This is a genomic window from Dichotomicrobium thermohalophilum (genome assembly GCF_003550175.1).
Classification (GTDB): Bacteria; Pseudomonadota; Alphaproteobacteria; order Rhizobiales; family Rhodomicrobiaceae; genus Dichotomicrobium; species Dichotomicrobium thermohalophilum.
The window spans coordinates 80216-104073 of record NZ_QXDF01000003.1 but is presented as its reverse complement, the minus strand read 5'-3'; the positions used below and the strand labels follow the sequence as shown (position 1 = coordinate 104073).

Below are 23858 nucleotides of genomic sequence, written 5' to 3'. Positions count from 1 at the left end.
GCCGGCCGCTGAAGAGGAGCAGGGCGAATGAAACAGCGCAGCATCTGGCCGGCCGCTGCGGTTCACATTTTTACGGCGACCGGGGCGGTTCTCGGTTTCTTTGCGCTGACCGCCACGGCGCGCGGTGCTTTCGAAACGGCGTTCCTCTGGCTCGGCGCCGCTCTGCTTGTCGACGGGCTGGATGGTCCGCTGGCCCGGTATTTCTACGTCAAGCAGACGCTGCCTCGCATCTCCGGCGAGAGCCTGGATCTCGTCATCGATTACATGACCTATGTCATCGTGCCGGCCTTCATGCTCTATGAGGCAGACCTTGTGCCGGCGGGCTTTTCAGGTATTGCGGCTGGCGCAATCATGCTCACCTCGTTGTTTCATTTCGCTGATAACCATAGCAAGACGACGGATGGCTTTTTCGTTGGCTTCCCGGCGCTGTGGAACCTCTTCCTGCTCTATGCCTTTGTGCTGCAGCCGGCGCCGGAACTGGTGCTCGCCGGGGTGGCGCTGTTTTCGGTGCTGACATTCGTTCCGCTGAAATGGGGGCATCCGGTGCGGGTCCGGGCTTTCCGGTGGGTGACACTGACCGTCACCGCGATATGGTCGGTCGCCGCGATCGCCGTTCTCCTGCGCGGCTTCCCCGGCGATCTGGTCACGCAGGTGATTTTTGCGGGCGCAGCGGTTTATTACATCGCCCTGAGCCTGACACGTACGGCGGGCCTGGCAGCGCTCAACGAAACGCATTAAGCGGCGCGCAGCCGATAACGCGCCATTGATTTTTCATCGCCCGATCCGGAAAAAAAGGGGCACACAATGATTGAAATTCTCGCCGACACGAATGTGTGGGCCAGCCTTCTGACCCTGACGGCGATGGAGGTTGTGCTCGGCATCGATAACCTGGTTTTCATCTCCGTGCTGGCGTCCCGTCTCCCCGAGCATCAGCAGGCGAAGGCCCGAGCGATCGGGCTGGGTCTCGCGCTCCTGTTCCGCATCATAATGCTGTTCGGGCTGACCTATCTCATCGCGCTGCGCGAGCCGGAGTTCGTGGTCTACGGACACGAGATTTCCTGGCGCGACATCATCCTGCTCGGCGGCGGGCTGTTCCTGCTGGCGAAGGCGACACTGGAAATCCACGGCGAGATCGAGGGCCACAAGGACGAAGGCGGCGGAGTGGCTTATTCCGGCTTCTACATGGTTATCGCGCAGATCGCCGTGATCGACATGGTTTTCTCGGTCGACTCCATCATTACCGCCATCGGCATGACCGAGTATATCGGCGTGATGATTGCCGCGGTGACGATCGCCATTGCGGTGATGTTTGTCGCGTCGGAGCCGGCGACGCGTTTCATCGAGCGGCACCCCACCACCAAGATGCTGGCGCTGAGCTTCCTGATCCTGATCGGGGTACTGCTGGTGGCCGACGGGATGGGCTTCCACGTGCCGCGCGGCTACGTCTACTTCGCGATGGGCTTTGCAGCCATGGTCGAGGTGTTCAACGTGCTGGCCCGGCGGGCGCGGCGCGGGGGCACCGCCTGAGGTCAGCGGGCCAGCGCCAACGCGATCTCGTCGATGATCTTGCCTGCGGCGGCGGGCGGATCGTCGGCGGCGGTGATGGGCCGCCCGATGACGAGCTTGTCCGCGCCGGCGGCGATGGCGTCGGTTGGCGTCGCGGTGCGGCTCTGATCGCCCGCCTGCGTGCCCGCCGGCCGGACGCCCGGTGTGACGATTTCGAGACTGGTGCCGAAGGTTTCGCGCAGCGCGCCAGCCTCCTGAGGCGAGGCGATCACGCCGTCCAGCCCCGCGTCCAGCGCGAGGCGCGCGCGATGCAGCACCATCTCGCGCGGCGGGCGAGTGACGCCCTGCTCGCTCAGGTCCCGGAAGTCGAGATTCGTCATCACTGTCACCCCGAGCAGGCGCAGCGGGCTGGCGCCGCGGCCGCGAACGGCGGCCGTCAGCGTCTTGGTGTCGGTCGCATGAATGGTGAGATAACGCGCGCCAAGTCCCGCAATCTGGTCCGTCGCGCGCTCGACCGTGTTGCCAATGTCGAGCAGCTTGGCATCGAGGAAGACCTCATGCCCGCCCGCAGCCAACTCGCGCGCAAGGTCGATGCCGCCGGCATAAATCAGCTCAAGCCCGATCTTGAAGCTGGTGATGGGTGGGCTGAGTTGCTCGACCAGCGCCCGCGCCGCATCAACGGACGCCAGATCGAGTGCCACGAAAAGGCGCCCTGCGGCATCGGCGCGGGCCGCATCACCTGGTCCCAGGTTTTCCGGGGTGGTCATGTCCAGTTCCCCCTTGAGGGGTTAGCCGGTATCCCCGACACGCTCCCAGAAGGCCTTGACCCGCGACAGGAAGCCAGTGGCCTCCGGGCTGGTCTTCTGCGTGGAGCCCTTGGCGAACTCGCGCAGCAACTCCTTCTGCTTGCGAGTCAGGTTCTTGGGCGTCTCGACCTCGACCTGGACGTAAAGATCGCCGGTCGCCTTCGAGCGCAGCACGGGCATCCCCTTGCCATGGACGCGGAACTCGTGACCAGACTGCGTGCCTTCAGGGATGCGGATTTGCGCACTATCGCCGCTTATGGTCGGCACCTCGATCTGGCCGCCGAGCGCCGCTGTCGTCATCTGTATCGGCACGCGGCAGAACAGGTCCGCGCCGTCGCGTTGGAAAAGCTCATGCGGCTCGATCGACAGAAAGATGTAAAGATCGCCGGACGGACCGCCGCGTAGCCCCGCTTCGCCTTCGCCGGCGAGGCGGATGCGCGTGCCGTCCTCTACGCCGGGTGGGATTTCCACCGACAGCGTGCGTTCGCGCGTCTGGCGCCCGGTGCCGCCGCAGTCGGCGCAGGGGTTCTCGACCACTTCGCCGGCCCCGTGACATGCCGGGCAGGTGCGCTCGATCGTGAAAAATCCCTGGCTGGCGCGCACACGCCCGATACCGCCGCAGGTCCCGCAGGCGCTGGGTTGCGCGCCGCCGGCCGCGCCCGTGCCCGAGCAGCCTTCGCAGGCGATGGACGTCGGAACGCGGATTTCAGCGCGCTTGCCGAAATAAGCGTCGCCCAGAGTGATCTCCATGTTGTAGCGCAGATCACCGCCGCGCTCCCGGCCGCGCCGCCGGCGCGTCTGGCGTCCGCCGCCCATGAACTCGCCGAACAGGTCATCGAAGATGTCCGACATGGAAGCAGAAAAGTCGCTGCCGAACCCGTGCGGCCCGCCAGCGCTGCCGTCGAAGGCGGCGTGACCGAAGCGGTCATAGGCTGCGCGCTTCTGCGGGTCGCTCAGGACGTCATAGGCTTCGTTGACCTCGACGAAGCGGCGCTCGGCCTCCGGGTCGTCCGGGTTGCGATCCGGATGATGCGCCTTGGCCTGCCGACGGAACGCCTTCTTGATCTCGTCGTCACTCGCTCCGCGCGAAACGCCTAGAATCTTGTAATAGCAGCGCTTTTCCATAAAGACGCACTCTTTTCGTCAACTCGTTTCGTCGTCCGCGCAGGGGCTATGGAAGCTGACCTTCAGCTTGGTCCGCTCCTGTGAACGATAACCGTGTCCCCCGTGCAGGTCGATCACCGAGGTGCCGGCCTGTCTGCTGCATCAACAACGAGCCATCGCAGCGATAGCGCGCCGTCAAGTGACGTTGCGTATTTCCAGTTGAGCGCGCGCCGCTGCCGGAGCCAACAAACGCGTCTGAACAGATCGTGGCCCGTTTGGACGTCATGGCGGCTCAGCGGCCCCGTCGTGATTAGTCAGAACGCGAAAGCGGCGCGACCGATGGCCGCGCCGCTGTTCTTCAGGCGTTATGCCCGCTTTTTCTTCTCGTCGTCGTCGACTTCCTCGAAGTCGGCATCCACGACGCCTTCGCCCTCGCTGGAGGCTTGCTCGGCACCGCCAGCGGCGCCGCCTTCACTTTCCTCCGAGGACTGCTGATACATCGCTTCGCCGAGCTTCATGGACACTTGCGCCAGCGACTGGGTCTTGGCCTCGATGGCCTCCTTGTCGTCGCCTTCCAGCGCGGTCCGCAACTCGGAGACAGCATTCTCGACCGCGGTCTTGTCCTCCGCGGAGACCTTATCGCCGAGGTCGGACAGGCTCTTCTCGGTCGAGTGGATCAGCGCTTCGGCCTGGTTCTTCGCGTCGATCAGCTCCCGGCGCTTCTTGTCCTCTTCAGCGTGGGATTCGGCGTCCTTGACCATCTGCTCGATCTCTTCCTCTGTGAGACCGCCAGAGGCCTGGATGCGGATGGATTGCTCCTTGCCGGTCGCCTTGTCCTTCGCGGAGACGTTGACGATGCCGTTGGCGTCGATGTCAAAGGTGACCTCGATCTGCGGGACGCCGCGCGGCGCCGGCGGAATACCGACGAGGTCGAACTGACCGAGCAGCTTGTTGTCCGCCGCCATCTCGCGCTCACCCTGGTAGACGCGGATGGTCACGGCATTCTGATTGTCCTCGGCGGTCGAGAACACCTGGCTCTTCTTGGTCGGAATTGTCGTATTCCGGTCAATCAGACGGGTGAACACACCCCCCAGCGTCTCGATGCCCAGCGACAGTGGCGTCACGTCGAGCAGCAGCACGTCCTTGACGTCGCCCTGCAGCACGCCGGCCTGAATGGCCGCGCCGATGGCCACAACCTCGTCCGGGTTGACGCCCTTGTGCGGCTCCTTGCCGAAGAACGACTTCACGGTCTCCTGAACCTTCGGCATGCGGGTCATGCCGCCGACAAGGACCACCTCGTCGATCTCGCCCGGCTTCACGCCGGCGTCCTTCAGCGCAGCCTCGCACGGGCCGATCGTGCGCTGAATGAGGTCATCGACGAGGCTCTCCAGCTTGGCCCGCGTCACCTTCATGGTCAGGTGCTTCGGACCCGACTGGTCGGCCGTGATGAACGGGAGGTTGATCTCGGTCTGCTGCGTCGAGGACAATTCGACCTTCGCCTTTTCCGCAGCCTCTTTCAGGCGCTGGAGTGCCAGACGGTCATTGCGCAGGTCGATGCCGTTCTCGCGCTTGAACTCGTCCGCGAGATAGTCGACCAGGCGCATGTCGAAGTCCTCGCCGCCGAGGAAGGTATCGCCGTTGGTCGACTTCACCTCGAAAACGCCGTCGCCGATCTCCAGCACGGAGATGTCGAACGTGCCGCCGCCAAGGTCATAGACCGCAATGCGCTCGCCTTCCTTCTTGTCGAGGCCATAGGCCAGCGAGGCCGCGGTCGGCTCGTTGATGATGCGCAGCACTTCCAGCCCGGCGATCTTGCCCGCGTCCTTGGTGGCCTGGCGCTGGGCGTCGTTGAAGTAGGCCGGCACCGTGATGACGGCTTTCTCTACTTTCTCGCCGAGATAGCTCTCTGCCGTCTCCTTCATCTTGCGGAGCACGAAGGCAGAGATCTGCGACGGGGAATACTTCTTGCCGTGGGACTCGACCCAGGCGTCGCCATTGTCGGCCTTGACAATCTGATACGGAACCAGCTTCTGGTCCTTCTCGACGGTCGGGTCATCGAAGCGCCGCCCGATCAGGCGCTTGATCGCGAAGAAGGTGTTTTCCGGATTCGTCACCGCCTGGCGCTTGGCCGGGACGCCGACAAGCGTCTCGCCCTCTTCGGTGAAAGCCACCATCGACGGTGTCGTGCGCGATCCTTCAGCGTTTTCGATGACTTTCGGGTTCTTACCCTCCATTACGGCCACACACGAGTTCGTGGTGCCGAGATCGATGCCAATCACTTTCGACATGCTCATCAACCCTTATCGTTCTCTGAGATCCAGCGAATCGCCGGGCCCATACTCCATTGCGGAAGTTTGGTGGCACCCGACTCGACGCCGAAGCCGCTGCATCAGCCGACCCCGGCGTCACCCAATACGATTCCACAGCGCCCGACTTTGCCGCGTTATATATGCCGGGCCAAACTGTGCTGCAAGCCGCCTGATTTTGTTGTCCCGGGCGTTCCTGGGGACAATACTCCGCGGCCGCCAGTTAAATCTTCAATGTCGAGAAGTTTGTGACGACCGATGAGTACGGCTTTGCCCATCGATCACAGAGTTGGGTACCTCGACGCCGCCGCGCAAGCACGTCTGCTGCAGGCGATCCAAGCGGTTGTGGCCGAAGCGCCACTTTTTGTGCCGCGGATGCCACGTACGGGCCGGCAGTTTTCGGTGCGGATGACGAATTGCGGCCCGCTGGGATGGCTGGCGGACAAGCAAGGTGGCTATCGCTATGAGCCGGTGCATCCCGAGACGGGCAAGCCGTGGCCGCCTATCCCGCAGATGTTGCTGGACATCTGGGAAGATGTCGGCGGCGGAGCGCCGCCGGAAGCGTGCCTCATCAACTACTATGGGCAGGGCGCGAAGATGGGGCTGCACCAGGACCGGGACGAGGAAGACTTCTCCGCGCCGATCGTATCGGTGTCGCTTGGCGATACCGGACTGTTCCGCGTCGGCGGGAAAACGCGCAAGGCGCCGACGCAGCGTTATGAGCTGGCGTCCGGGGATGTGCTGGTGATGCGTGGCGAATCGCGGCTCGCCTACCACGGCATCGACCGCATTGTCCCCGGATCGAGCGACCTGCTGCCCGAGGGCGGGCGCATCAACATCACCATGCGGCGCGTGCACAAGCCGGATATCTAGGGAATGGGAATTTCGTCGCCATTACGGGGCTCGGTTCCGTGACACCCAATAGGACTCGCATCGCCGGGGCTGGGCCCCGTGATGACAAGAAGCTGCGTCCAAACCCGCTCGCGGGTGGCCAGGCCCACTGGTGGCGTTATGCCTTCCGGCTCGCCGAGTCGGCTCCGTAGCTCTCTTCCGTTTCGGCGTTGATGACCGGCTCGTTGAGGCGTGATGAGCCGCGCGGTTGCGCTGATGCGCTGTCGGTCTTGGAGGTGTCGCTCTCGGTGTTGTCCTCAGCGGACGCACTGGCGCTGCCGGTCTGGGTCTGCTCCGCGCGCTGTTCCGAGGCCGGATTGTCGCCGGTGCTCTGAGGCTGGTCGTTCGGCCTGTCCTGACCGCCCGACGTGGCGGGCGCGGCCTTCGACACGCCGACAAGCGCGGGACGCAGCACGCGGTCCTCAAGCAGATAGCCCGGCTGAACCACCTGCATCACCATACCGCTCGGCATGTCGGCGGTGGGGATCTCGAACATCGCCTGGTGAAAGTTCGGATCGAACTTCTCGCCTTCCGGGTTCAGCTTGGCGATCCCATGCCGCTCCATGGCCTTGTGCAACTCGCGTTCCGTCACCTCGATGCCTTCGAGGAAGGTCTTGAGCGCCTGGTCGTTCGCCGCGGCGTCCTTTGGCACGGCGTCGATGGCACGCTGAATGTTGTCGGCGATTCCGAGCACCTCACGGGCGAAGTTGGCGATGGCATATTTCGCGGTGTCCGCCTTTTCGCGCTCCATGCGCTTGCGCAGGTTCTCCTGTTCGGCCACGGCGCGCTTCAGGCGTTCTTCCAGTTCCTTGATGCGGTCTTCCGGCGTGCCGGCCTTGCTGGCAGCCTCCGCCGCTGCGGCTTCGCCAGCGCCTTCCTGCGCCCCGGCCTCGTTGGTCTTGGCTCGATCATCACCCGAAGCGGCTGCGCCTTCGGCTTTCGTTTCCGCGTCGTCGCGCGCGAAAGGATCGTCGTTTTGGCGCGCCTTCTCGGTTTCCGCCGTCGTGTCTGATTTCTTCTCGTTGCTCATCGCTTTCGGATCTCTCGTGGAAATGGTCGGTTCGTCAGCGCCGGCCGATCGCATGTTTGCGACTTCTTTCGGCCGGTCGCGGCGTTCAAGTCAACAGTCGTCCGACAAGTTTGGCGGTGTAGTCCACCACCGGAATGACCCGCGCATAATTCAGTCGCGTCGGCCCGATAACGCCGAGCACGCCGACAATGTTCCTGTCATTGTCGCGGAACGGCGCGACGATCACCGAAGAGCCGGACAGCGAAAAGAGCTGATTCTCGGAGCCGATGAAGATGCGCACGCCCTCGGCCTCGTCGGCCAGGTCCAGCAGCCGGACCAGTTCCTTCTTGGACTCAAGGTCCTCAAACAGCAGCCGGATGCGCTCCAGCTCCTCGATCGCCTTTAGGTCCTCAAGCAGATGCGCGCGGCCGCGCACGATCAGGCTCTTGGTCTCCTCGCGTCCGCCGGACCATTCCGCCAGGCCTGCCTCAATCAGCCCCTTGGTCAGCTCGTCGAGCAGGTCGCGCTTTTCTTTGAGCTCCTGATTGATGCGCTCCTTGGCTTCGTGCAGCGTCAGCCCGCGAATGCGCGCGTTGAGATAGTTGCCGGCCTCGATCAGCGCGGAGGGCGGCAGCCCTTCCGGCAGATTCACGACGCGGTTTTCGACCGCGCCGTCCTCGCCCACCAGAACCAGCAGCGCGCGCCCGTTGTCCAGATTGACGAATTCGATGTGCTTGATGCGGTTGATCTGCTTTTCCGCGACCACGAGGCCCGCGCATCGCGACAGGCCGGAGAGCATTCCGCTGGCCTCGGACAGGACTTCGTCGACGCCCTGGCGGGTGTACTCGGCGGTCATCTGGCGCTGGATCTGCTCGCGCTCGCGCGTGCTGAGATCGCCGATCTCCAGCAGGCAGTCGACGAACATGCGCAGCCCCGCATGCGTCGGCATGCGGCCCGCGCTGGCATGCGGCGCGTATATCAGGCCCATCGCCTCCAGGTCCGCCATGACGTTGCGCACCGAAGCCGGCGACAGCGTCATTGGCAGTTGCCGGCTCAGGTTGCGGGAGCCAACGGGCGCGCCCGTCTCAAGGTACGTTTCGACGATTTGTCTGAAAATCTCGCGCGAGCGCTCGTTGAGCTCTTTCAAGCCGCCCAGAGGTTCGGTCATCTGTTTCACCGAAAGGAAAAAAAACCAGCACCTCGTTTACTTGCTGCAGAAAACCCCTGACAGTGGCCTTAACATAGGCGTGGTCCGTGAAAGCGTCAATTCGGCCCGGGCGCTAGCCCCGCATGTCAGGCGCCTGCCAGACCGGGTGTTTTTCGCGTTTTGATCGCGCACAAAAGCGGTTTGCGCCGCCGCGGCGATCGGCTAGGGTGCGCGCCATTCCCGAAGACGAGCGAGCAGCAAGAGGTCGACATGACGGATCAAACGGGGGCTAACCGATGAGGCCGTCCGGGCGTGAAGCCGATGCGTTGCGGCGGGTGAGTTTCGAGCGCGCGGTGTCGCGCCATGCCGAAGGATCGTGCCTGGTTAAGTTCGGGCACACGCATGTGCTGTGCACCGCAACCATCGAGGAGCGCACGCCGCCCTGGCTGAAGGGTCAGGGCAAGGGCTGGGTCACTGCGGAATATGGAATGCTGCCGCGCGCCACAACCGAGCGGACGCGCCGCGAAGCCGCGAGTGGCCGCCAGTCCGGACGCACGCAGGAAATCCAGCGGCTCATTGGCCGGTCGCTTCGTGCGGTGATGGACCTTCAACTGCTTGGCGAGCGCCAAATCCTCGTGGATTGCGATGTGCTGCAGGCCGATGGCGGCACCCGCACCGCGGCGATCACCGGCGCCTGGGTGGCGCTCAAGGACGCCGTTGACTGGATGCAGGCGCGCGACATGGTGAATGCCAGCCCGCTGAGCGACCAGGTGGCGGCGGTGTCCTGCGGGCTGTATGGCGGCGAGGCCGTCCTTGATCTGGACTATGAAGAAGATTCCGAGGCCGACGCCGACGCCAATTTCGTCATGACCGGCGCGGGCGGGATCGTCGAAATCCAGTGCACGGCCGAGACCAGCGCCTTCAGCGAGGATGACTTCGCCAAGCTGATGAGCCTTGCGAAGAAAGGCATCGCCGAGCTGACTGAGCTGCAGAAAATGGCGGTGGCCTGATGGCGGAGGCGCCTGCGAGCCGAAAGCTGGTCATCGCCAGCCACAACCCCGGCAAGGTGCGCGAAATCCGCGATTTGCTCGCCCCGCTTGGCTTCGACATCATCTCCGCAGGCGAGGCCGGCGCACCGGAGCCGGAGGAGACCGGCCACACATTCGCGCAGAACGCACTCATCAAGGCGGAAGCCTGCATGACCGCGACGGGATTGCCGGCGCTTGCCGACGACTCCGGGCTTGAGGTCGACGCGCTGGGCGGGGCGCCGGGAATTTATGCGGCGCGCTGGGCCGGACCGGAGAAGGACTTCGGCGTGGCCATGGAGCGCGTCGAGCGCGAACTGCAACAAGCTGGCGCGAAAACGCTGCAAGACCGCCGCGCCAATTTCGCCTGCGCGCTTGCTCTGGCGGGCACGGACGACTGCTATCATATCTTCATCGGCCGGGTTTTCGGGCATCTGGTCTGGCCGCCGCGCGGCGATCGCGGCTTTGGCTACGACCCGATCTTTGTGCCCGACGGTTATGACATCACCTTCGGCGAGATGGACCCGGCGGAAAAGCACCGGATTTCCCATCGCGCGGCGGCATTCGCGAAGCTGGTGGCGCATCTGCGCCGCACGGAAACAACGCTATGAGCATGGACCAGCCCTCTGACGCCGGTTTCGGTGTTTACGTTCACTGGCCGTACTGCGCGGCCAAGTGCCCGTATTGCGATTTCAACTCGCATGTGCCGCGCGGCGCGGTGAACGAGCAGCGCTATGCCAAGGCGGTCATCCGCGAGTTGGAGCATCACGCGGCGCTGACGCCGGGGCGTCGAGTCGACACGATCTTTTTCGGCGGCGGCACGCCGTCGCTCATGCAGCCCGACACGGTTGCCTCAGTGATCGACGCGATCGCCGCGCTCTGGCCCCTCGCGTCGGATGCCGAGGTCACGCTGGAAGCCAATCCGTCGAGCGTGGAGGCCGCGCGCTTCGCCGGCTACCGCGCGGCTGGCGTCAATCGCGTTTCGCTTGGCGTGCAGTCGCTGCGCGATGACGCGCTGCAATTTCTTGGACGGCTGCATTCCGCGGGTCAGGCGCGCAACGCTGTGGACGTCGCGCATGCTCATTTCGAGCGCGTCTCGATCGACCTGATCTACGCGCGGCCGGGCCATGCCGTCGAGGCCTGGCGCGATGAACTGCGCGAGGCGCTCGCGCTCGGCGTCCGGCACCTGTCAGCCTACCAACTCACGATCGAGCCGGGCACCGCTTTTTATCGCCTGCACGCGGCGGGCAAGCTCGACACGCCACCCGACGACACCGCGACCGCGCTGTTCAAAGCGACGCAGGAGCTTTGCGCCGAGGCCGGACTTGCGTCTTATGAGGTCTCGAACCACGCCGCGCCGGGCGAGGAAAGCCGGCACAATCTGATCTATTGGCGCTACGGTGATTACGTCGGCGTTGGACCGGGCGCGCATGGCCGGATCGCTTTGGCGGATGGCGCGCGCTTGGCGACGGAGACGGTCCGCGACCCGGCTGCATGGCTGGAACAGGTCGAAGGGGACGGCCACGGTATCGAGACGCAGACCACGCTCGCCTCGCTGGAGCAGGCTGAGGAGATGCTCCTGATGGGGCTGCGGTTGGCCGACGGTGTCTCCCGTGCGCGGCTGCGCGGGCTTAGCGGGCACGATATCGCGCCGACGACGTTGGAGGACTTGCGCGCACTCGGCCTGATCGCTGTTGTGGATGAGCGCGTTCGCGTCACGGATGACGGCCGGCTGCTGCTGAACCAGATCGCGCTCAAGCTTGCCGACGCGCTGAACCCGGTGGAAAGCGCACCGGCCGCTGCGACCGGCTAGAACTGGGCGCCCGCAAACGTACGCGGCGCCGGATCGACCACGTTTGCACCGAACCGCTGCACCTCAAGGATCGCCAGCCCGCGCTGGGACAGTCCGTTGTCCCGCAGCCGGAACAAGCCATCCACGCCCGAAAAGCCGCTATCCCGTGTCAGCCGGTCGGCGGTGTAGCGGTTGCCTTTCGACCCTTCCGACAGTGTGGCCGCGAGGCTCACCGCGTCATAGGCAAGGCTCGCCAGGCGTGGCGGCGGGTCGCCGTAGGTCTCGACGTAGCGCTTGGTGAAGTCCTGCCAGCCACTCGGGTCGGCTGCCGGGAACCAGGCGCCGCGTAGCGGCTTCTCGCGGCCGATGCCGGTGTAGTCCCAGCCGTTTGAGCCGAGGATCTGGATCGACGCGGTGTCCACCTCGAAGTAGGGTAGAAGCGGGGCCAGCGCGGGCAGCGTGTCCGAACTGCCGGGCATGAACAGCGCATCGAACTGGGGCGGTTGCTCGCTACCCTTCTTCGCCAGCGCGGCGACCTGTTCGACCGGCTTGAGCATGCTGTTGGCGTCCGGCTTGTAGGTCTGCAGCGCCACGATCTGCCCGCCCGTGTCGCGCACAGCCGTTTCGAACGCCTCCTGCATGATCTTGCCGAAGGCGTTTTCGGGGATCAGCGCCGCAAAGCGCCGATGGCCCTGCGTCATGGCGTAGGAGACGATCCGGCGCACCTCGCTTCCGGCCAGGAAGCTCAGCAGGTAGACACCATTGCCGGCAACCTTGCGGTTGCTGGAAAAAGCGATGACCGGCACGCCCGCCTTGCGCGCGACGGGTGCCGCACCCTGCACCGCCTCGGCAAAAAGCGGGCCGATGATCAGTTCCGCGCCTTCCTGAACGGCCTGTTCCGCGGCGACTTTCGCGCCCTCCGGTGTGCCTCGGGTGTCCTTCGTCATCAACTGGAGTTCTGGGTTCTTGAAGTCGAACAGCGCCAGTTCCCCGGCGCGCTTCATCGCCTCGGCAATCTTCTTGGTGTTCCCTTCGGCCGAGAGCGGCAGCAGGACTGCCACCTTGATCGAGGGTCGCTTCCGCGTGGGCGATCCGGTTGTGTCGCTCGACGCGGTCACCTGGCTGCCGGGCATGGAGTTCGGCCCGCCGACAGTGCAGCCGGTCAACATCAGCGCCGCAATGAGAAGGCCCATCAGCGTCGACAACCGGCTTGCAAGATTTGAAATCAGCGGCTTGGCGTTGACCTCGGGACGAGGCGCAAGGCCGGGGCTTGGATGGGCAGTGGCTGGCATCAAGTCCCTTGCGGATAAGCTGTTTTGAGATTTTAGCCCGCGCGAACGGCGCATACCGTCAGATTGTGATTCGCGCCGTATGTCAGCAGACAGCTATGGCCCCTTTGTGGCGACGGCTCTGCGGGCGCGGCTGGCCGTTCCCTTTCGCGATCCGGTTGTGATACCGCTGTTCCATGAGCGAGAACGAACACGGCACAAACCGCGGCGCGCGGATCTCCAGGCGCACGGACAGCCAGCTCGAAGCGCTGCTGAACCAGGGATTGGCGCCCGGGCTGCATATCGTCGCCACGCCCATCGGGAATCTCGGCGATATCAGCCTGCGGGCGCTTGCAGCGCTGGCCAGCGCGGACAGGCTTTTGTGCGAGGACACCCGGCGTGCGCGCAAGCTGCTTTCGCATTATGGGATCAGCCGGGACTTGCGTGTCTATGAGGAGCATAGTGCCGAGCGTATCCGGCCGTACGTGCTCGAATGGCTGCGCGCGGGGGAGGCGGTGGCGCTGATCTCCGATGCCGGCACGCCGCTGATTTCCGACCCCGGTTACAAGCTCGTGCGAGACGCGGTTGAGGCTGGTGTGCCAGTGCATACGGTGCCGGGCCCGGTTGCGGCCGTGGCCGCTCTGACGGTCAGTGGGCTCCCAACCGACAGCTTTTTCTTCGCAGGCTTCCTGCCGCCGAGGGCGGCAGCGCGCCGGCAACGGCTCAGTGAACTGGCCGGAGTTGAGGCAACGCTAATCTTCTATGAAAGCGCGGCCCGTTTGATGTCGGTGCTTCGCGACATCGCGGATACGCTCGGCGAACGCAAGGTTACGATCGTCCGCGAGATCACCAAGCGCTTCGAAACGCATTATCGTGGAACGGCCGAGGCGCTTCTCGCGGAACTCGAAGGACCGGCCCTCAAGGGTGAGATTGTCGTCCTCGTAGAGCCGCCGACGACACAAGGCGAGGTTAGCGATGAGCTGATTTTGCAACAGTTGGAGCAGGCGACGAGGACGATGTCCCCGCGCGACGCTGTTCGATGGGTTGCGGATGTGTTAAACGTTCAACGTAAACGTGTTTACGATTTGATGGTGGCGCAGCGCCGGGATCAGGACCACTAGCTTGGGGGCCTGACACGTTCGGCCTAATGAGAAAGCAGCGGGCGGCGGGCGATTCCCGGATCATCGATACACGGGTGGCGCTCGTCGTGCGGTGGTTTGCAAAACGCATGATCGCGGATTTGCGTCCCTGGATTTGAATGGGGCAATTGATGCTCGAAGTCGAAGAATCAACAAACGCCGTGAACCCGGGTAACAACCAGTCGAGCGCCCTGCGAACCCGCAAGCGCCGCAAAGCACCTTCGTCCTACTTGAAGGGCATCGACGCGGAAGCGATCGCAGCGCAGATTCTGCAGCGCAAGGGGTTTCGTCTGCTGGATCGCCGTTACCGAACGGCGGCCGGCGAACTCGATCTTGTCGTGGCCGACGGACAGAGCCTTGCATTCGTGGAGGTGAAGCGCCGAACGTCCCACGCCACAGCCGGTGAGGCCATCACTGTCCGCCAGCAGATCCGCATGACTGGCGCCGCGGAAATCTGGCTCCAGGAGCACCCTGAATACGCGGATCGTGACATCACCTTTGATGCGGTCCTGATCTGTCCACGATCTGCGCCGCAACATATACCCGACGCATTCAGGCCTGCGGCGTAGCCGCGCCGGCCAAAACACGCGCAAAGGCATCGCGCTTGAGCGCGGGAAGACGGATGGCAAGCGTCAAGGCGCGCGTGATGAACAGCACCATCAGTGCGGCCCACAGCCCGTGGTTGCCGAATGGCGGCGTTAACGCGGCCCAGGCCAGCAAGTAAACTGCCAGACTGACCAGCATCATGTTGCGCATGTCCCGAGTCCGTGTCGCGCCGATGAAAATCCCGTCGAGCTGAAAGCAGGCAACGCCGATAACGGGCGCCAGGGCGGCCCAGACGAGGTAGTCCCGCGCCAAAGAGCGCACGGCTTCGTTAACGGTCATCGCGTCGATGACAGTGTCGCCGCCCAGCCAGAACACCGCGCCGACGGCCAGGCTCAACCCCGCAGCCCAGATCGACGATAGCCGCACCGCATCATGAAAGCGGGCCAGATTGCGCGCGCCTATGGCCTTCCCGGTCAGCGCCTCGGTCGCATAGGCTATCCCGTCAAGGAAATACGCCGAGACCGAGAGGAAGTGCATCAGGATCGCGTTTGCTGCCAGGATGAGGTCGCCGGCCCGCGCGCCCTGCGCCGTGAAGAAGGAGAAGGCAAAGAGCAGGCTGAGCGTACGGATCATGATGTCGCCGTTGACGGCGATCATGCGCCGCAGCTTGGCAGCGTTGAACACGCGCCAGAGCCGTATCTGCAGCCCGGCGGATGCCCGCAGCGCCACCGCCAGCCCCACGAGCGCGGCGCCCGTCTCCGCGATCAGCGTGCCCGCTGCGACACCGGCCACGCCCCAGCCGAAGGCGAGCACGAACAGCGCGTCCAGCGCGATATTCGTCAGGTTGAGCAGAAGCTGGAGCCGGAACGCCATGCCCGCGCGCCCCAGACCGATGAACCAGCCGACCAACGCGTAGTTTGCCAGTGCCGCAGGCGCGCTCCAGATGCGGATGGCGAAATAGGTACGGGCGGCCTCGTCGACATCGGGCGAGGCACCCATGAGCGCGAAGGCCGCTTCGGCGATCGGCCATTGCAGCATGATGATCGCGACGCCCGCGGTACCGGCAACCAGCAGCGCGCGATAGAGCGTGGCCAGTACTTCGCGGTTGCGCTCCGCGCCGCTGGCCTGCGCGGTCAGGCCGGTCGTGCCCATGCGCAGGAAGCCGAAGGCCCAGTAGAAAAACGTGAAGATGGTCGCGCCGACGGCCACCGCGCCGATGAGATGCGCCGCTCCGAGTTGTCCGATCACGGCGGTGTCCACCGCGCCGATGAGCGGTGTTGTGACGTTGGAGAAGATCATCGGCCCGGCGATCGCCAGCACGTCGCGGTGGCGCAAGCGGGCTGCCGGCTGATCGGTGCTGAGCGGGGTTACGCTTGCCTCCCTTCAGACGCAGTGGGATGTCCGGATGTCGATTGCCGGTGGTGTAGCACGCTCTTGGCCGTGCTGCGTCCAGCCTGATGCATAGCCGTTAAGCGCTCGTCGCGGATCGCGCATTCCGAGGCACACGTCTCCCGCAAGCGGCGAGAGCATTAACGGATGTCTCTTGGGGCATGGATGGTGCCGCATGGCGGACTCGAACCACCGACCCACGCATTACGAATGCGTTGCTCTACCAACTGAGCTAATGCGGCCGCCTGCTCTTGAGATACTCGCATCTGCGCTGCCATGCAAGCATGGTCGGCGAATTTCGCGGTATGTGTGCAGCTCGTCGAGCGCCGCCAAGGCATATGCGTTCGCGATCTGGGAATTCATGTGGCGACCGCGCCCGATGCGCCTTAGATAGGCAATCCCCGCCGAGGAAATTTTATGAAAGGATTCCATTTACGCGTTGGGTTTACCTGCCGGCCAGGCCGTTGGCCGTTATCGCCGTCGTGCAGCCGGATCCGGCAAAGGCCTCCCACAATCTGCCCGATCTCGTGATCCGCTCGGTCGAGCTGAAAGCCAGCGGCACATGCAACGCGTTCCAGCCGATCGTGACGGGGACGCTGGTTATCAAGAACATTTCGGATGTTCGCGCGCCGCTGGTGGTGGATGCGCCCCTGTTCGAGGCGTTCGGACGTCGATGACCGGAGCTTTTTCGACAAGGATTTCCGCCCGCTGGAATCGCTCGCGCCGGACGAGACCGCGACCGCATGCGTGCGGGTGGGGGCGTTTTGCAACAAGGATGGCGTGAGGGCGTACGCCGCTTCGTCGCGGTCGCCGACCCGGAAGACCGGACCGAAGAAAGCAATGAGCGGAACAATTCCTATTTCATGCGCGTTCGCGTGAACGGCCCCTAAAGCGGTGTTTTCTCGGGGCGCACTGCGCCGGGGCCGTGGGCTCCGGCGTTTTCTTTTCAGCGATTTTTGCCGCTGGCTTGTGAGACGCATCGCGCAGCCTCACGTACTGCGGGGAGCGCGATCTGTCGCTCCGCTTACCCCGCAAGGTTGTCGACCGGATGTCCAATCACAGCTCGTTCGAGCCAACGCGCACGCCGCCGCCCGCATCCGGGCCGCCGCGGCCCGAACGCGGCAAGTTCACGCGCGGCTCCACGATGCGCCATATCCTGGTGATGAGCGGGTCGTCGGGCATCGGCTTGATGGCGGTGTTTCTCGTCGACTTCGCCGATCTTTATTTCCTCGGGCTGCTGGGCGAGATCGAGGTCGCCGCGGCCATCGGCTATGCCGGCTCGGTGCTGTTCTTCACCGTGGCGTTGGGCGTGGCTCTGTCCATCGCGGCAACCGCGCTCGTCTCGCCAGCTCTCGGAGCAGGCAAGAAGCCGCGGGCGCGGCGCCGGGCGATCAATGCGCTCATTTTCGCAGTCGGCGCTGCGTCGGTCCTGTCGCTGGTCTTGTGGCTCAGCGTGCCAGTGCTGCTCGGCTGGCTTGGTGCGGAAGATCGGGCGTTTGAGCTTGCGTCTTCCTATCTGCGCATTGTTCTTGTTGCCACGCCGCTGCTCGTCGTGGGCATGAACTGCGCGGCGCTCTTGCGCTCGGTGGGCGATGCCAAACGGGCGATGTACGTCACGCTGTCGGGCGCCATCATCAACGGGCTGCTCGATCCGCTGTTCATCTTCGCGCTGGGGCTTGGCGTGGACGGCGCGGCGATCGCCTCGGCGCTGGCGCGCACAACGATGGCGTTGGTCGGGCTCTATGGCGTTGTGCTTGTGCACGGGCTGCTTGCCTATCCCAAGCCCAGCCGGTTCTGGCCGGATGCGCTGACGATCGCGGGCGTGGCCGCGCCGGTCGCGCTCACCAATCTCGCGACACCCATTGCCAATGCCTACGTGACCTCCTCTATGGCGCCTTTCGGGGTGAGCGCGGTTGCGGGCTGGGCCGTGCTGAGCCGGCTGATACCTGTGTCCTTTGCGGGCATTTTCGCACTCTCAGGCGCGATTGGACCAGTGCTCGGCCAAAATCTGGGCGCGCGGGAGTATGCCCGGCTACGGCACGCGTTCCTGAACGGCGTCATCGTCGTGCTGATCTACGCGCTCGCGGTCTGGGCGATTCTTGCGAGCTTTCACGAGTACATCGCACACGCCTTCAATGCCCGTGGCGATGCCGTCCGGGTGATCGCGTTCTTTTGCGTCTGGCTCAGTCCCGGCTTTGGCGTGCTGGGGCTGCTGTTCATGTCGAACGCCGCGTTCAACAATCTCGGCCGGCCGCATTACGCAACGATTCTCAACTGGGGCCGGGCGACGCTCGGCACGATGCTCCCGGTGTCGATCGCCAGCCAGTATTTCGGGCCCTATGGCGTCCTCGCCGGGCAGGTGCTGGGGGGCATGAGCTTCGGCATCATCGCTGCCACAGCGTGTTATCTTTATATCTGCAGCCTCGAACGCGCCGCGCACAGCGCGCCCGCTCCGGAGCCGGCACCGGCGGAATAGTCCGGCTTGTCGTTGCGTTTGCGCAACAGTCGGAAAGACTTTCCGACAATGCCTGTTCATGATGGGCTCAGTTTCAACACAACCCTGCCGCGAACCATTACCATTCTACGTCAAAGTGTGATTCGCATCTCCCCAAGTTCCCTGCGTCGATGCGGTTGGTCCTGCGTGCGCGTTAGCAAACGCCGCGCCGAGCGAGCGCGGGCACTCGAACCAATTTCGACAGAACGGGAAGCGAACCCATGAAGCTGTTTCGAATTATAGCCGGCGCTCAGAATGGGCGTGTCTTCGCGAATCTGGGCGCCTTGGTCGGCCTTTCGGAAGAGGCGACCGCCAAATGTGTTGAATGCCTTGGGCAGCCGCTTGTTGACGCTCTGGGCCGGCGGACGAGCGACCGGCAGGGCGTGATCGACCTGCTCGATCTGTTCTCGGCGCGCCGCTATGACCGGTTTCTGACGACGACGCAGATCTTCGGTCATCCGCGCTCGGCATCGGAAGGTCAGCGGATCCTTGATTTCCTTATCGGAGATCGCGAGACACTGGAGCACATCATCCGCACCCAGCAGGAAAAGTTCGAACTGGAGCGCACCACGGTCGAGGCGCTCTTGCCCTATGTCGCCATCATGGTGATGGGTGCGATGGAACACCGCCTGCGCGAGCCGTTCTTCGAGATCGTCAAGAAGCTGGACGACCCGGAGCTCGTCAAGCAGGCCGAGCGCAATCCGTTCGTCACGCTGGCCGAGCTGCTTCGCGCACGTCTCGGCACCAGCCGGGAGGAACCGGTCGAGGCGGACGCCCAAGGCGAGGCCAGCGAGGTCAGCCTGCAGCGCACCAGCGAGCCGGGCGATCTGATCGACAAGCTGGTCTCGGAGGGCGGGTCGCAGCACGCGGCCTGACCCGCGGGGCGTTCAGTAGGCGATTTCTTCGAACAGGTGGTCGATGTCGCCGTCCCACTCGCCGTGATACTTCTCCAGCAGCCACTCCGCGGGCGTGCGGTTCTCCGCGACGATGGTCTCGAGCGGTTCCAGATAGCTGGACTCGTCGTTGCCGTCGGCGTCGCGGAAGTCGCGCGCCTGCAGGCCGTGGCGGGCGATCGCCAGCATCTCGCGTGACAGTGTGCCGACCTTATGCCGGCCGACCCGGGCGTTCAGCCCGTGGCGCGGCACCTCGTCGCGCAGCGTCTCGCGCTGCTCATGCGTCCATTTCTTGACCATGTCCCAGGCGGCGTCGAGGCTGGTCTGGTCATACATAAGTCCGACCCACAGAGCCGGCAGGGCGCACAGGCGCGGCTGCGGGCCGCTGTCGGCGCCGCGCATCTCCAGGAAATGCTTGAGCCGGACCTCCGGGAACAGCGTCGTGAGGTGGTCGGACCAGTCCGCCATCGCCGGGCGCTCACCGGGCAGCGCGGGCAGGCGCCCTTCCATGAAGTCGCGGAAGGACTCGCCGGCGACATCGAGCTGCTCGCCGCCACGCTTGATGAAATACATCGGAACGTCGAGGGCGTAATCCACGTAACGCTCGAAGCCCATGCCGTCCTCGAAGGCAAAGGGCAGCATCCCGGTCCGGTCCGGGTCCGTATCGCGCCACAGTTCACTGCGGTATGACAGGAAACCGTTGGGCTTGCCGTCGGTGAAGGGCGAGTTGGCAAACATCGCCGTCGCGAGCGGCTGCAGCGCCAGGCCGACCCGCAGCTTCTTGACCATGTCGGCTTCGCTGGAGAAGTCGAGATTGACCTGCACGGTCGCCGAGCGGAACATCATGTCGCGCCCAAGGCGGCCAACCTTCGGCATGTAGCGCCGCATGATCTTGTAGCGCTGCTTCGGCATGACCGGCGTCTCAGCCAGCGTCCATTTCGGTGAAAAGCCGATGGCCAGAAAGCCGATGTTGAGCGCCTCGGCCACTTCACGCACCTGCCGCAAGTGGGTGCTTACCTCCGTTGCGGTCTCGTGAATGTTCGTCAGCGGCGCGCCGGATAACTCGAACTGCCCGCCCGGCTCCAGCGTGATATTGCCGCCATGCTCGCAGCAGGGGTCCTTCAGCGCGACGACATTGCCCGCCTCCATCACCTGCTCCCAGCCGAAGCGCTCGGCAACGCCTTCCAGCAGCGCCTGGATGCTGCGGTCGTTCTCGTAGGGGACGGGGCGCAGATCGTCGCGGCGAAAGCCGATCTTCTCGTGCTCGGTGCCGATGCGCCAGTCCGTGCGAGGCTTGCAGCCGGCTTCCAGATACGCCACCAGCTCATCGCGGCTTTCGATGGGCCGCGCGATGGCGTCCTCGTCTTGAGCCAACATGGGTGCTGTTCTCCAGGTTATCTGCGGGCGATGCGGCGACCGCCATTATTGTGTTTCGTCAGCCCGGCCGACGGCCTCAGTGACGCGAAAGCTGCGCGCATGACGCACCCTGCCGTTTTGGCGCTCAGTGAAACAGTATACAAGATGGCATCACCTCATCGCCAGTCGCCGAGCACGGCATTCACCAGCGCCAGCGCGGCCACGGCGGCGGTATCGGCGCGCATGACGCGCGGGCCGAGCGAGATCGGGACAGCGAACGAGGCGTTGCGTAAAACGGCGCGTTCCTCGGCGTTGAAGCCGCCTTCCGGCCCGACGAGAACCCCCAGGGGGCCGGGTGCGACCGCTCCCAGAGCCTCGACCGGGCTGGCGATCGGCGCGGCCTCATCACAAAAAATTAATCGCCGCTCCTCCGGCCAGTGGGCCAGCACGGCGCGAAGTGGCTGCGGCTCCGAAACCTCCGGCACCCAGAGGATATTGCACTGTTCGGCCGCCTCGATCGCATTTGCGCGCATCCGCTCCAGGTTGACTCGATCGGCGACGGTATAGGCCGTCATCACCGGGCGCAGCGCCGCGACGCCCATCTCGGTTGCCTTCTGAACCATGTAGTCCAGCCGGGCCTTCTTCAGCGGCGCGAACAGGTAGTCTATGTCCGGCGGCGTTTCCTGCGCGCGCAGCGTTTCGCGGATTTGGAGCGTGCATTTGCCCCGCTTGGCCGTCGTGATCTCCGCCAGCCACTCGCCATCGCGGCCATTGAACAGGCGCACGGCCGCACCGGCCCGCAGCCGGAGAACATTCACCAGATAATTCGCCTGGCCCGGCTCGCAGGTGACTTCCGCGCCTGCTGCGAGATCGGCCGCAACGAACAGGCGCGGCGCCTTGGCAATGCGGTTTTCTTTGTGCGTTTGCGTCACGGTCGCTCGTTTTGCGGTTGTTCATGGGTCGCGGCCGCTAGGGCTTGCTCAATCGCGCCCGCGAGGCCACTATCCGGCTCAGAAAAGCGTGCCGTTCCGGCCGCTGAATGTCCAACCTCTGACCGAGCCAGGCTGATGACGCAAGCGGATACCGAATCCGTCGCTGATGCCCCGCGCGGCAACTGGGTCGATAGCTGGGCGCCCGCGCCGACGCGCCCCTATCTGCGCATGATCCGGGCGGACCGGCCTATTGGAACATGGCTTCTGCTGTGGCCGTGCTGGTGGTCGACCGCGCTGGCGGCGGTCGCCGCGGGCGACCGGCTGCCGAATTTGTGGTATCTGGCGCTGTTCGCGATCGGCGCGTTCGTGATGCGCGGGGCTGGTTGCGTCTACAACGACATTGTGGATCAGGATGTCGATGCCGCCGTGGCAAGGACGCGCTCGCGCCCGTTGCCGAGCGGCCAGGTGAGCGAGACAGCCGCCAAGATCTTCATGCTCGCGCTGGCTTTCACCGGTTTTCTGGTTCTGATCCAGTTCAATCCATTCACGATCGTGCTTGGCATCGCCTCACTCGGCATCGTCGCGGTCTATCCGTTCATGAAACGCATCACCCACTGGCCGCAGGCGGTTCTGGGGCTGGCATTCTCGTGGGGTGCGCTGATGGGCTGGGCGGCGGTGTTCGGCCGGCTCGATCTCGCGCCGGTGCTGCTCTACGCTGCCTGCATGGCGTGGACGATCGGCTATGACACCATCTACGCGCACCAGGACAAGGAAGACGATGCGCTGATCGGCCTGAAATCGACGGCCTTGAAGTTCGGCGAACGGACGAAGCCGTGGATGGTGCTGTTCTATGGGCTGGCGATTGCCGGCATCGCGGCGGCGGGGCTGCTGGCCGGTAGCGGGCCCGTGTTCCTCGTCGGCTTGGCGCTCGGCGCGGCGCATCTGGGTTGGCAGATCATGACGCTGGACGTGAACGATGGCGACAATTGCCTGAAACGATTCCGGTCGAACCGGGATTTCGGCGCGATCATCTTCATTGCGCTGGTGGCCGAGGCTGCGTTGAGCGTCTGAGAACGTGCAGCGCCCCAGCGCGAAGGACGAGCTTTTAAGCGATGACCTCTTCGAAAGACGCGCGCGATGATCGCCTGCCGGAGCTTTCCGAAGACTATGATCTCTTGCGCCGGGCGGTCCGCGACGCCGGCGCGACCGCGCTCACGTATTTTCGACGCGACACACCTGTCTACCACAAGGGCGACGGAAGCGAGGTGACGGACGCCGACCTCGCCGTCGATGCACAGCTTCACGCTGAATTGCGCACGCCGCGCCCCGCTTATGGCTGGCTCTCGGAAGAAACCATAGATGAGACGGAACGGCTTGACGCCAGGCGCGTTTGGATCGTGGACCCTATCGACGGGACGAGGGCGTTCATTCAGGACCGGGATCAGTGGGTAATTTCCGCGGCACTTGTCGAGGATGGCGAACCGGTTGCAGCGGCGGTCTATAATCCGGCGCGGGATGAGTTGTTCGCCGCCTTCAGCGGACACGGCGCGGAGCTGAACGGCAAGCCTGCGCAGGTGTCGCCGCGGCACGACCTGCACGGCGCCCTCATCCTTGCGCCGAAAGGGGTCGCGAAGCGCGCGGGCTGGCATGAGCCGGGGGAGCCCGACGTCAGGACGACGTTCGTCTACTCGATTGCATACCGGATGTGTCTCGTCGCGGCGGGGCGCGCCGACGGTCTTATCGCAAAGGGCCGAAAGAGCGAGTGGGACGTTGCGGCGGGAACCTTGATCGTGCAAGAAGCAGGCGGACGGGTGACATCGACTGACGGCGCGCGGTATCGCTTCAACCAGAGCAAACCCCTTCTGGACGGAACTATTGCCGCGCCGCCCGGCCTCCACGAGCGCCTGTTGGCCGCCGTTCGGTAGCCGGCGAGACGAAAATGCGGAGCGAGAGACGCCATGCCGGAGCAGGAGAGAGAGCAACCGAAGAAGCAGCTTCTTCACCTCGTTTTTGGCGGCGAGTTGAAATCGCTGGACAGTCTCGAGTTCAAGGATGTTTCAAAACTCGATATTGTCGGGATGTATCCGAACTACGCACAGGCTTATGATGCGTGGAAGGACGCCGCCCAGCGGACGGTCGATGATGCCCATATGCGCTACTTCATCGTGCATATTCATCGGCTTCTCGACCCCGAAAGCGGGACGGTTTCGGAAACCGATTGAGAAAAACGCGCCCGCCGCGTCGGCAATGCCGCG

23 protein-coding genes and 1 tRNA gene are annotated in these 23858 nt (G+C 64.4%); 14 read left to right on the top strand and 10 right to left on the bottom strand.

Features of this window, described 5'->3' with window-relative positions; translation table 11 throughout:
- Window positions 1-27 precede the first annotated feature (27 nt).
- Both BXY53_RS12250 and BXY53_RS12245 read left to right on the top strand, forming a co-directional pair.
- Window positions 28-738: a CDP-alcohol phosphatidyltransferase family protein gene (locus tag BXY53_RS12250; RefSeq protein WP_119062284.1), complete on the top strand. Its 711-nt coding sequence runs from the start codon at window positions 28-30 to the stop codon at window positions 736-738.
- 66 nt (window positions 739-804) lie between these two features.
- Window positions 805-1527, top strand: a complete 723-nt coding sequence (locus BXY53_RS12245) for a TerC family protein (protein WP_119062283.1) — start codon at window positions 805-807, stop codon at window positions 1525-1527.
- A 2-nt stretch (window positions 1528-1529) separates the two neighbouring features.
- On the opposite strand, the gene pyrF is transcribed toward BXY53_RS12245, so the two are convergent.
- The 3 genes from pyrF to dnaK all read right to left on the bottom strand — a co-directional run bounded on the left by pyrF (window position 1530) and on the right by dnaK (window position 5704).
- Window positions 1530-2273 carry an orotidine-5'-phosphate decarboxylase gene (pyrF, locus tag BXY53_RS12240; protein WP_119062282.1) on the bottom strand — a complete coding sequence of 248 codons (744 nt, stop codon included), beginning with the start codon at window positions 2271-2273 and terminating at the stop codon, window positions 1530-1532.
- A gap of 21 nt (window positions 2274-2294) precedes the next feature.
- Complete coding sequence (gene dnaJ / locus BXY53_RS12235) at window positions 2295-3437, bottom strand: molecular chaperone DnaJ (RefSeq protein WP_119062281.1); 1143 nt, start codon at window positions 3435-3437, stop codon at window positions 2295-2297.
- A 344-nt stretch (window positions 3438-3781) separates the two neighbouring features.
- Entirely contained in the window at window positions 3782-5704 is a 1923-nt protein-coding gene (gene dnaK / locus BXY53_RS12230) for a molecular chaperone DnaK (RefSeq protein WP_119062363.1), read from the bottom strand.
- Between the two features lie 276 nt (window positions 5705-5980).
- On the opposite strand from dnaK, the gene BXY53_RS12225 reads away from it, so the two are divergent.
- Window positions 5981-6595, top strand: a complete 615-nt coding sequence (locus BXY53_RS12225) for an alpha-ketoglutarate-dependent dioxygenase AlkB family protein (protein ID WP_119062280.1) — start codon at window positions 5981-5983, stop codon at window positions 6593-6595.
- A gap of 136 nt (window positions 6596-6731) precedes the next feature.
- On the opposite strand, the gene grpE is transcribed toward BXY53_RS12225, so the two are convergent.
- Both grpE and hrcA read right to left on the bottom strand, forming a co-directional pair.
- Window positions 6732-7643, bottom strand: coding sequence for a nucleotide exchange factor GrpE (gene grpE / locus BXY53_RS12220; RefSeq protein ID WP_119062279.1), 912 nt, complete (start codon window positions 7641-7643; stop codon window positions 6732-6734).
- Between the two features lie 85 nt (window positions 7644-7728).
- Entirely contained in the window at window positions 7729-8790 is a 1062-nt protein-coding gene (gene hrcA, locus BXY53_RS12215) for a heat-inducible transcriptional repressor HrcA (protein WP_119062278.1), read from the bottom strand.
- Between the two features lie 275 nt (window positions 8791-9065).
- On the opposite strand from hrcA, the gene rph reads away from it, so the two are divergent.
- The 3 genes from rph to hemW are packed head-to-tail and all read left to right on the top strand — an operon-like array spanning window position 9066 to window position 11607.
- A complete protein-coding gene (gene rph / locus BXY53_RS12210) occupies window positions 9066-9779 on the top strand; it encodes a ribonuclease PH (RefSeq protein ID WP_119062277.1) in 714 nt (237 codons plus the stop codon).
- A complete protein-coding gene (rdgB, locus tag BXY53_RS12205; protein ID WP_119062276.1) occupies window positions 9779-10405 on the top strand; it encodes an RdgB/HAM1 family non-canonical purine NTP pyrophosphatase in 627 nt (208 codons plus the stop codon). The genes rph and rdgB overlap by 1 nt, the downstream gene beginning before the upstream one ends.
- Window positions 10402-11607 (top strand): radical SAM family heme chaperone HemW, encoded by a 1206-nt coding sequence (gene hemW / locus BXY53_RS12200; RefSeq protein WP_425359188.1) that lies wholly within the window; start codon window positions 10402-10404, stop codon window positions 11605-11607. The genes rdgB and hemW overlap by 4 nt, the downstream gene beginning before the upstream one ends.
- On the opposite strand, the gene BXY53_RS12195 is transcribed toward hemW, so the two are convergent.
- Window positions 11604-12878 carry a penicillin-binding protein activator gene (locus BXY53_RS12195; RefSeq protein ID WP_170144443.1) on the bottom strand — a complete coding sequence of 425 codons (1275 nt, stop codon included), beginning with the start codon at window positions 12876-12878 and terminating at the stop codon, window positions 11604-11606. The two genes, hemW and BXY53_RS12195, sit on opposite strands and share 4 nt — an antisense overlap.
- A gap of 173 nt (window positions 12879-13051) precedes the next feature.
- On the opposite strand from BXY53_RS12195, the gene rsmI reads away from it, so the two are divergent.
- Both rsmI and BXY53_RS12185 read left to right on the top strand, forming a co-directional pair.
- Window positions 13052-13975 carry a 16S rRNA (cytidine(1402)-2'-O)-methyltransferase gene (rsmI, locus tag BXY53_RS12190; RefSeq protein WP_119062273.1) on the top strand — a complete coding sequence of 308 codons (924 nt, stop codon included), beginning with the start codon at window positions 13052-13054 and terminating at the stop codon, window positions 13973-13975.
- A gap of 149 nt (window positions 13976-14124) precedes the next feature.
- Window positions 14125-14562: a YraN family protein gene (locus tag BXY53_RS12185; protein ID WP_119062362.1), complete on the top strand. Its 438-nt coding sequence runs from the start codon at window positions 14125-14127 to the stop codon at window positions 14560-14562.
- Here the strand turns inward: BXY53_RS12185 and BXY53_RS12180 are convergent.
- Window positions 14546-15874 (bottom strand): MATE family efflux transporter, encoded by a 1329-nt coding sequence (locus BXY53_RS12180; protein ID WP_245410465.1) that lies wholly within the window; start codon window positions 15872-15874, stop codon window positions 14546-14548. The genes BXY53_RS12185 and BXY53_RS12180 overlap by 17 nt on opposite strands.
- A 220-nt stretch (window positions 15875-16094) precedes the next feature.
- Window positions 16095-16170, bottom strand: a tRNA-Thr gene (locus tag BXY53_RS12175).
- A gap of 222 nt (window positions 16171-16392) precedes the next feature.
- On the opposite strand from BXY53_RS12175, the gene BXY53_RS12170 reads away from it, so the two are divergent.
- From BXY53_RS12170 to BXY53_RS12160, 3 genes are all read left to right on the top strand, one after another.
- Window positions 16393-16605, top strand: a complete 213-nt coding sequence (locus tag BXY53_RS12170; protein WP_119062272.1) for a hypothetical protein — start codon at window positions 16393-16395, stop codon at window positions 16603-16605.
- A gap of 371 nt (window positions 16606-16976) precedes the next feature.
- Window positions 16977-18404, top strand: coding sequence for an MATE family efflux transporter (locus BXY53_RS12165; RefSeq protein WP_119062271.1), 1428 nt, complete (start codon window positions 16977-16979; stop codon window positions 18402-18404).
- A gap of 239 nt (window positions 18405-18643) precedes the next feature.
- The gene (locus BXY53_RS12160) at window positions 18644-19297 is read left to right on the top strand and encodes a DUF937 domain-containing protein (RefSeq protein ID WP_119062270.1); all 654 of its coding nucleotides are present in this window, start codon (window positions 18644-18646) and stop codon (window positions 19295-19297) included.
- A 12-nt stretch (window positions 19298-19309) separates the two neighbouring features.
- On the opposite strand, the gene BXY53_RS12155 is transcribed toward BXY53_RS12160, so the two are convergent.
- Window positions 19310-20689 carry a glutamate--cysteine ligase gene (locus BXY53_RS12155; protein WP_119062360.1) on the bottom strand — a complete coding sequence of 460 codons (1380 nt, stop codon included), beginning with the start codon at window positions 20687-20689 and terminating at the stop codon, window positions 19310-19312.
- Window positions 20690-20847: 158 nt separating this feature from the next.
- Window positions 20848-21603, bottom strand: a complete 756-nt coding sequence (locus BXY53_RS12150) for a 16S rRNA (uracil(1498)-N(3))-methyltransferase (RefSeq protein ID WP_245410464.1) — start codon at window positions 21601-21603, stop codon at window positions 20848-20850.
- A 135-nt stretch (window positions 21604-21738) separates the two neighbouring features.
- Between BXY53_RS12150 and ubiA the strand changes: the two genes are divergently transcribed.
- From ubiA to BXY53_RS12135, 3 genes are read left to right on the top strand one after another with little or no spacing between them, the layout of a single operon-like run.
- Window positions 21739-22674, top strand: coding sequence for a 4-hydroxybenzoate octaprenyltransferase (gene ubiA, locus BXY53_RS12145; RefSeq protein WP_119062269.1), 936 nt, complete (start codon window positions 21739-21741; stop codon window positions 22672-22674).
- A gap of 41 nt (window positions 22675-22715) precedes the next feature.
- Complete coding sequence (locus BXY53_RS12140; RefSeq protein WP_119062268.1) at window positions 22716-23528, top strand: 3'(2'),5'-bisphosphate nucleotidase CysQ; 813 nt, start codon at window positions 22716-22718, stop codon at window positions 23526-23528.
- Window positions 23529-23561: 33 nt separating this feature from the next.
- The gene (locus tag BXY53_RS12135) at window positions 23562-23825 is read left to right on the top strand and encodes a DUF4170 domain-containing protein (protein WP_119062267.1); all 264 of its coding nucleotides are present in this window, start codon (window positions 23562-23564) and stop codon (window positions 23823-23825) included.
- Window positions 23826-23858 lie beyond the last annotated feature (33 nt).

Bases quoted from the DNA above. Each gene is read 5' to 3' on its own strand.
- BXY53_RS12185 (WP_119062362.1), top strand. From the start codon at position 14,125: ATGCTCGAAGTCGAAGAATCAACAAACGCCGTGAACCCGGGTAACAAC.
- dnaJ (WP_119062281.1), bottom strand. From the start codon at position 3,437: ATGGAAAAGCGCTGCTATTACAAGATTCTAGGCGTTTCGCGCGGAGCG.
- rph (WP_119062277.1), top strand. From the start codon at position 9,066: ATGAGGCCGTCCGGGCGTGAAGCCGATGCGTTGCGGCGGGTGAGTTTC.
- BXY53_RS12135 (WP_119062267.1), top strand. From the start codon at position 23,562: ATGCCGGAGCAGGAGAGAGAGCAACCGAAGAAGCAGCTTCTTCACCTC.
- BXY53_RS12140 (WP_119062268.1), top strand. From the start codon at position 22,716: ATGACCTCTTCGAAAGACGCGCGCGATGATCGCCTGCCGGAGCTTTCC.
- BXY53_RS12195 (WP_170144443.1), bottom strand. From the start codon at position 12,878: ATGCCAGCCACTGCCCATCCAAGCCCCGGCCTTGCGCCTCGTCCCGAG.
- rdgB (WP_119062276.1), top strand. From the start codon at position 9,779: ATGGCGGAGGCGCCTGCGAGCCGAAAGCTGGTCATCGCCAGCCACAAC.
- BXY53_RS12245 (WP_119062283.1), top strand. From the start codon at position 805: ATGATTGAAATTCTCGCCGACACGAATGTGTGGGCCAGCCTTCTGACC.
- BXY53_RS12225 (WP_119062280.1), top strand. From the start codon at position 5,981: ATGAGTACGGCTTTGCCCATCGATCACAGAGTTGGGTACCTCGACGCC.
- hemW (WP_425359188.1), top strand. From the start codon at position 10,402: ATGAGCATGGACCAGCCCTCTGACGCCGGTTTCGGTGTTTACGTTCAC.
- rsmI (WP_119062273.1), top strand. From the start codon at position 13,052: ATGAGCGAGAACGAACACGGCACAAACCGCGGCGCGCGGATCTCCAGG.
- BXY53_RS12160 (WP_119062270.1), top strand. From the start codon at position 18,644: ATGAAGCTGTTTCGAATTATAGCCGGCGCTCAGAATGGGCGTGTCTTC.
- grpE (WP_119062279.1), bottom strand. From the start codon at position 7,643: ATGAGCAACGAGAAGAAATCAGACACGACGGCGGAAACCGAGAAGGCG.
- dnaK (WP_119062363.1), bottom strand. From the start codon at position 5,704: ATGTCGAAAGTGATTGGCATCGATCTCGGCACCACGAACTCGTGTGTG.
- BXY53_RS12250 (WP_119062284.1), top strand. From the start codon at position 28: ATGAAACAGCGCAGCATCTGGCCGGCCGCTGCGGTTCACATTTTTACG.
- ubiA (WP_119062269.1), top strand. From the start codon at position 21,739: ATGACGCAAGCGGATACCGAATCCGTCGCTGATGCCCCGCGCGGCAAC.
- hrcA (WP_119062278.1), bottom strand. From the start codon at position 8,790: ATGACCGAACCTCTGGGCGGCTTGAAAGAGCTCAACGAGCGCTCGCGC.
- pyrF (WP_119062282.1), bottom strand. From the start codon at position 2,273: ATGACCACCCCGGAAAACCTGGGACCAGGTGATGCGGCCCGCGCCGAT.
- BXY53_RS12165 (WP_119062271.1), top strand. From the start codon at position 16,977: ATGTCCAATCACAGCTCGTTCGAGCCAACGCGCACGCCGCCGCCCGCA.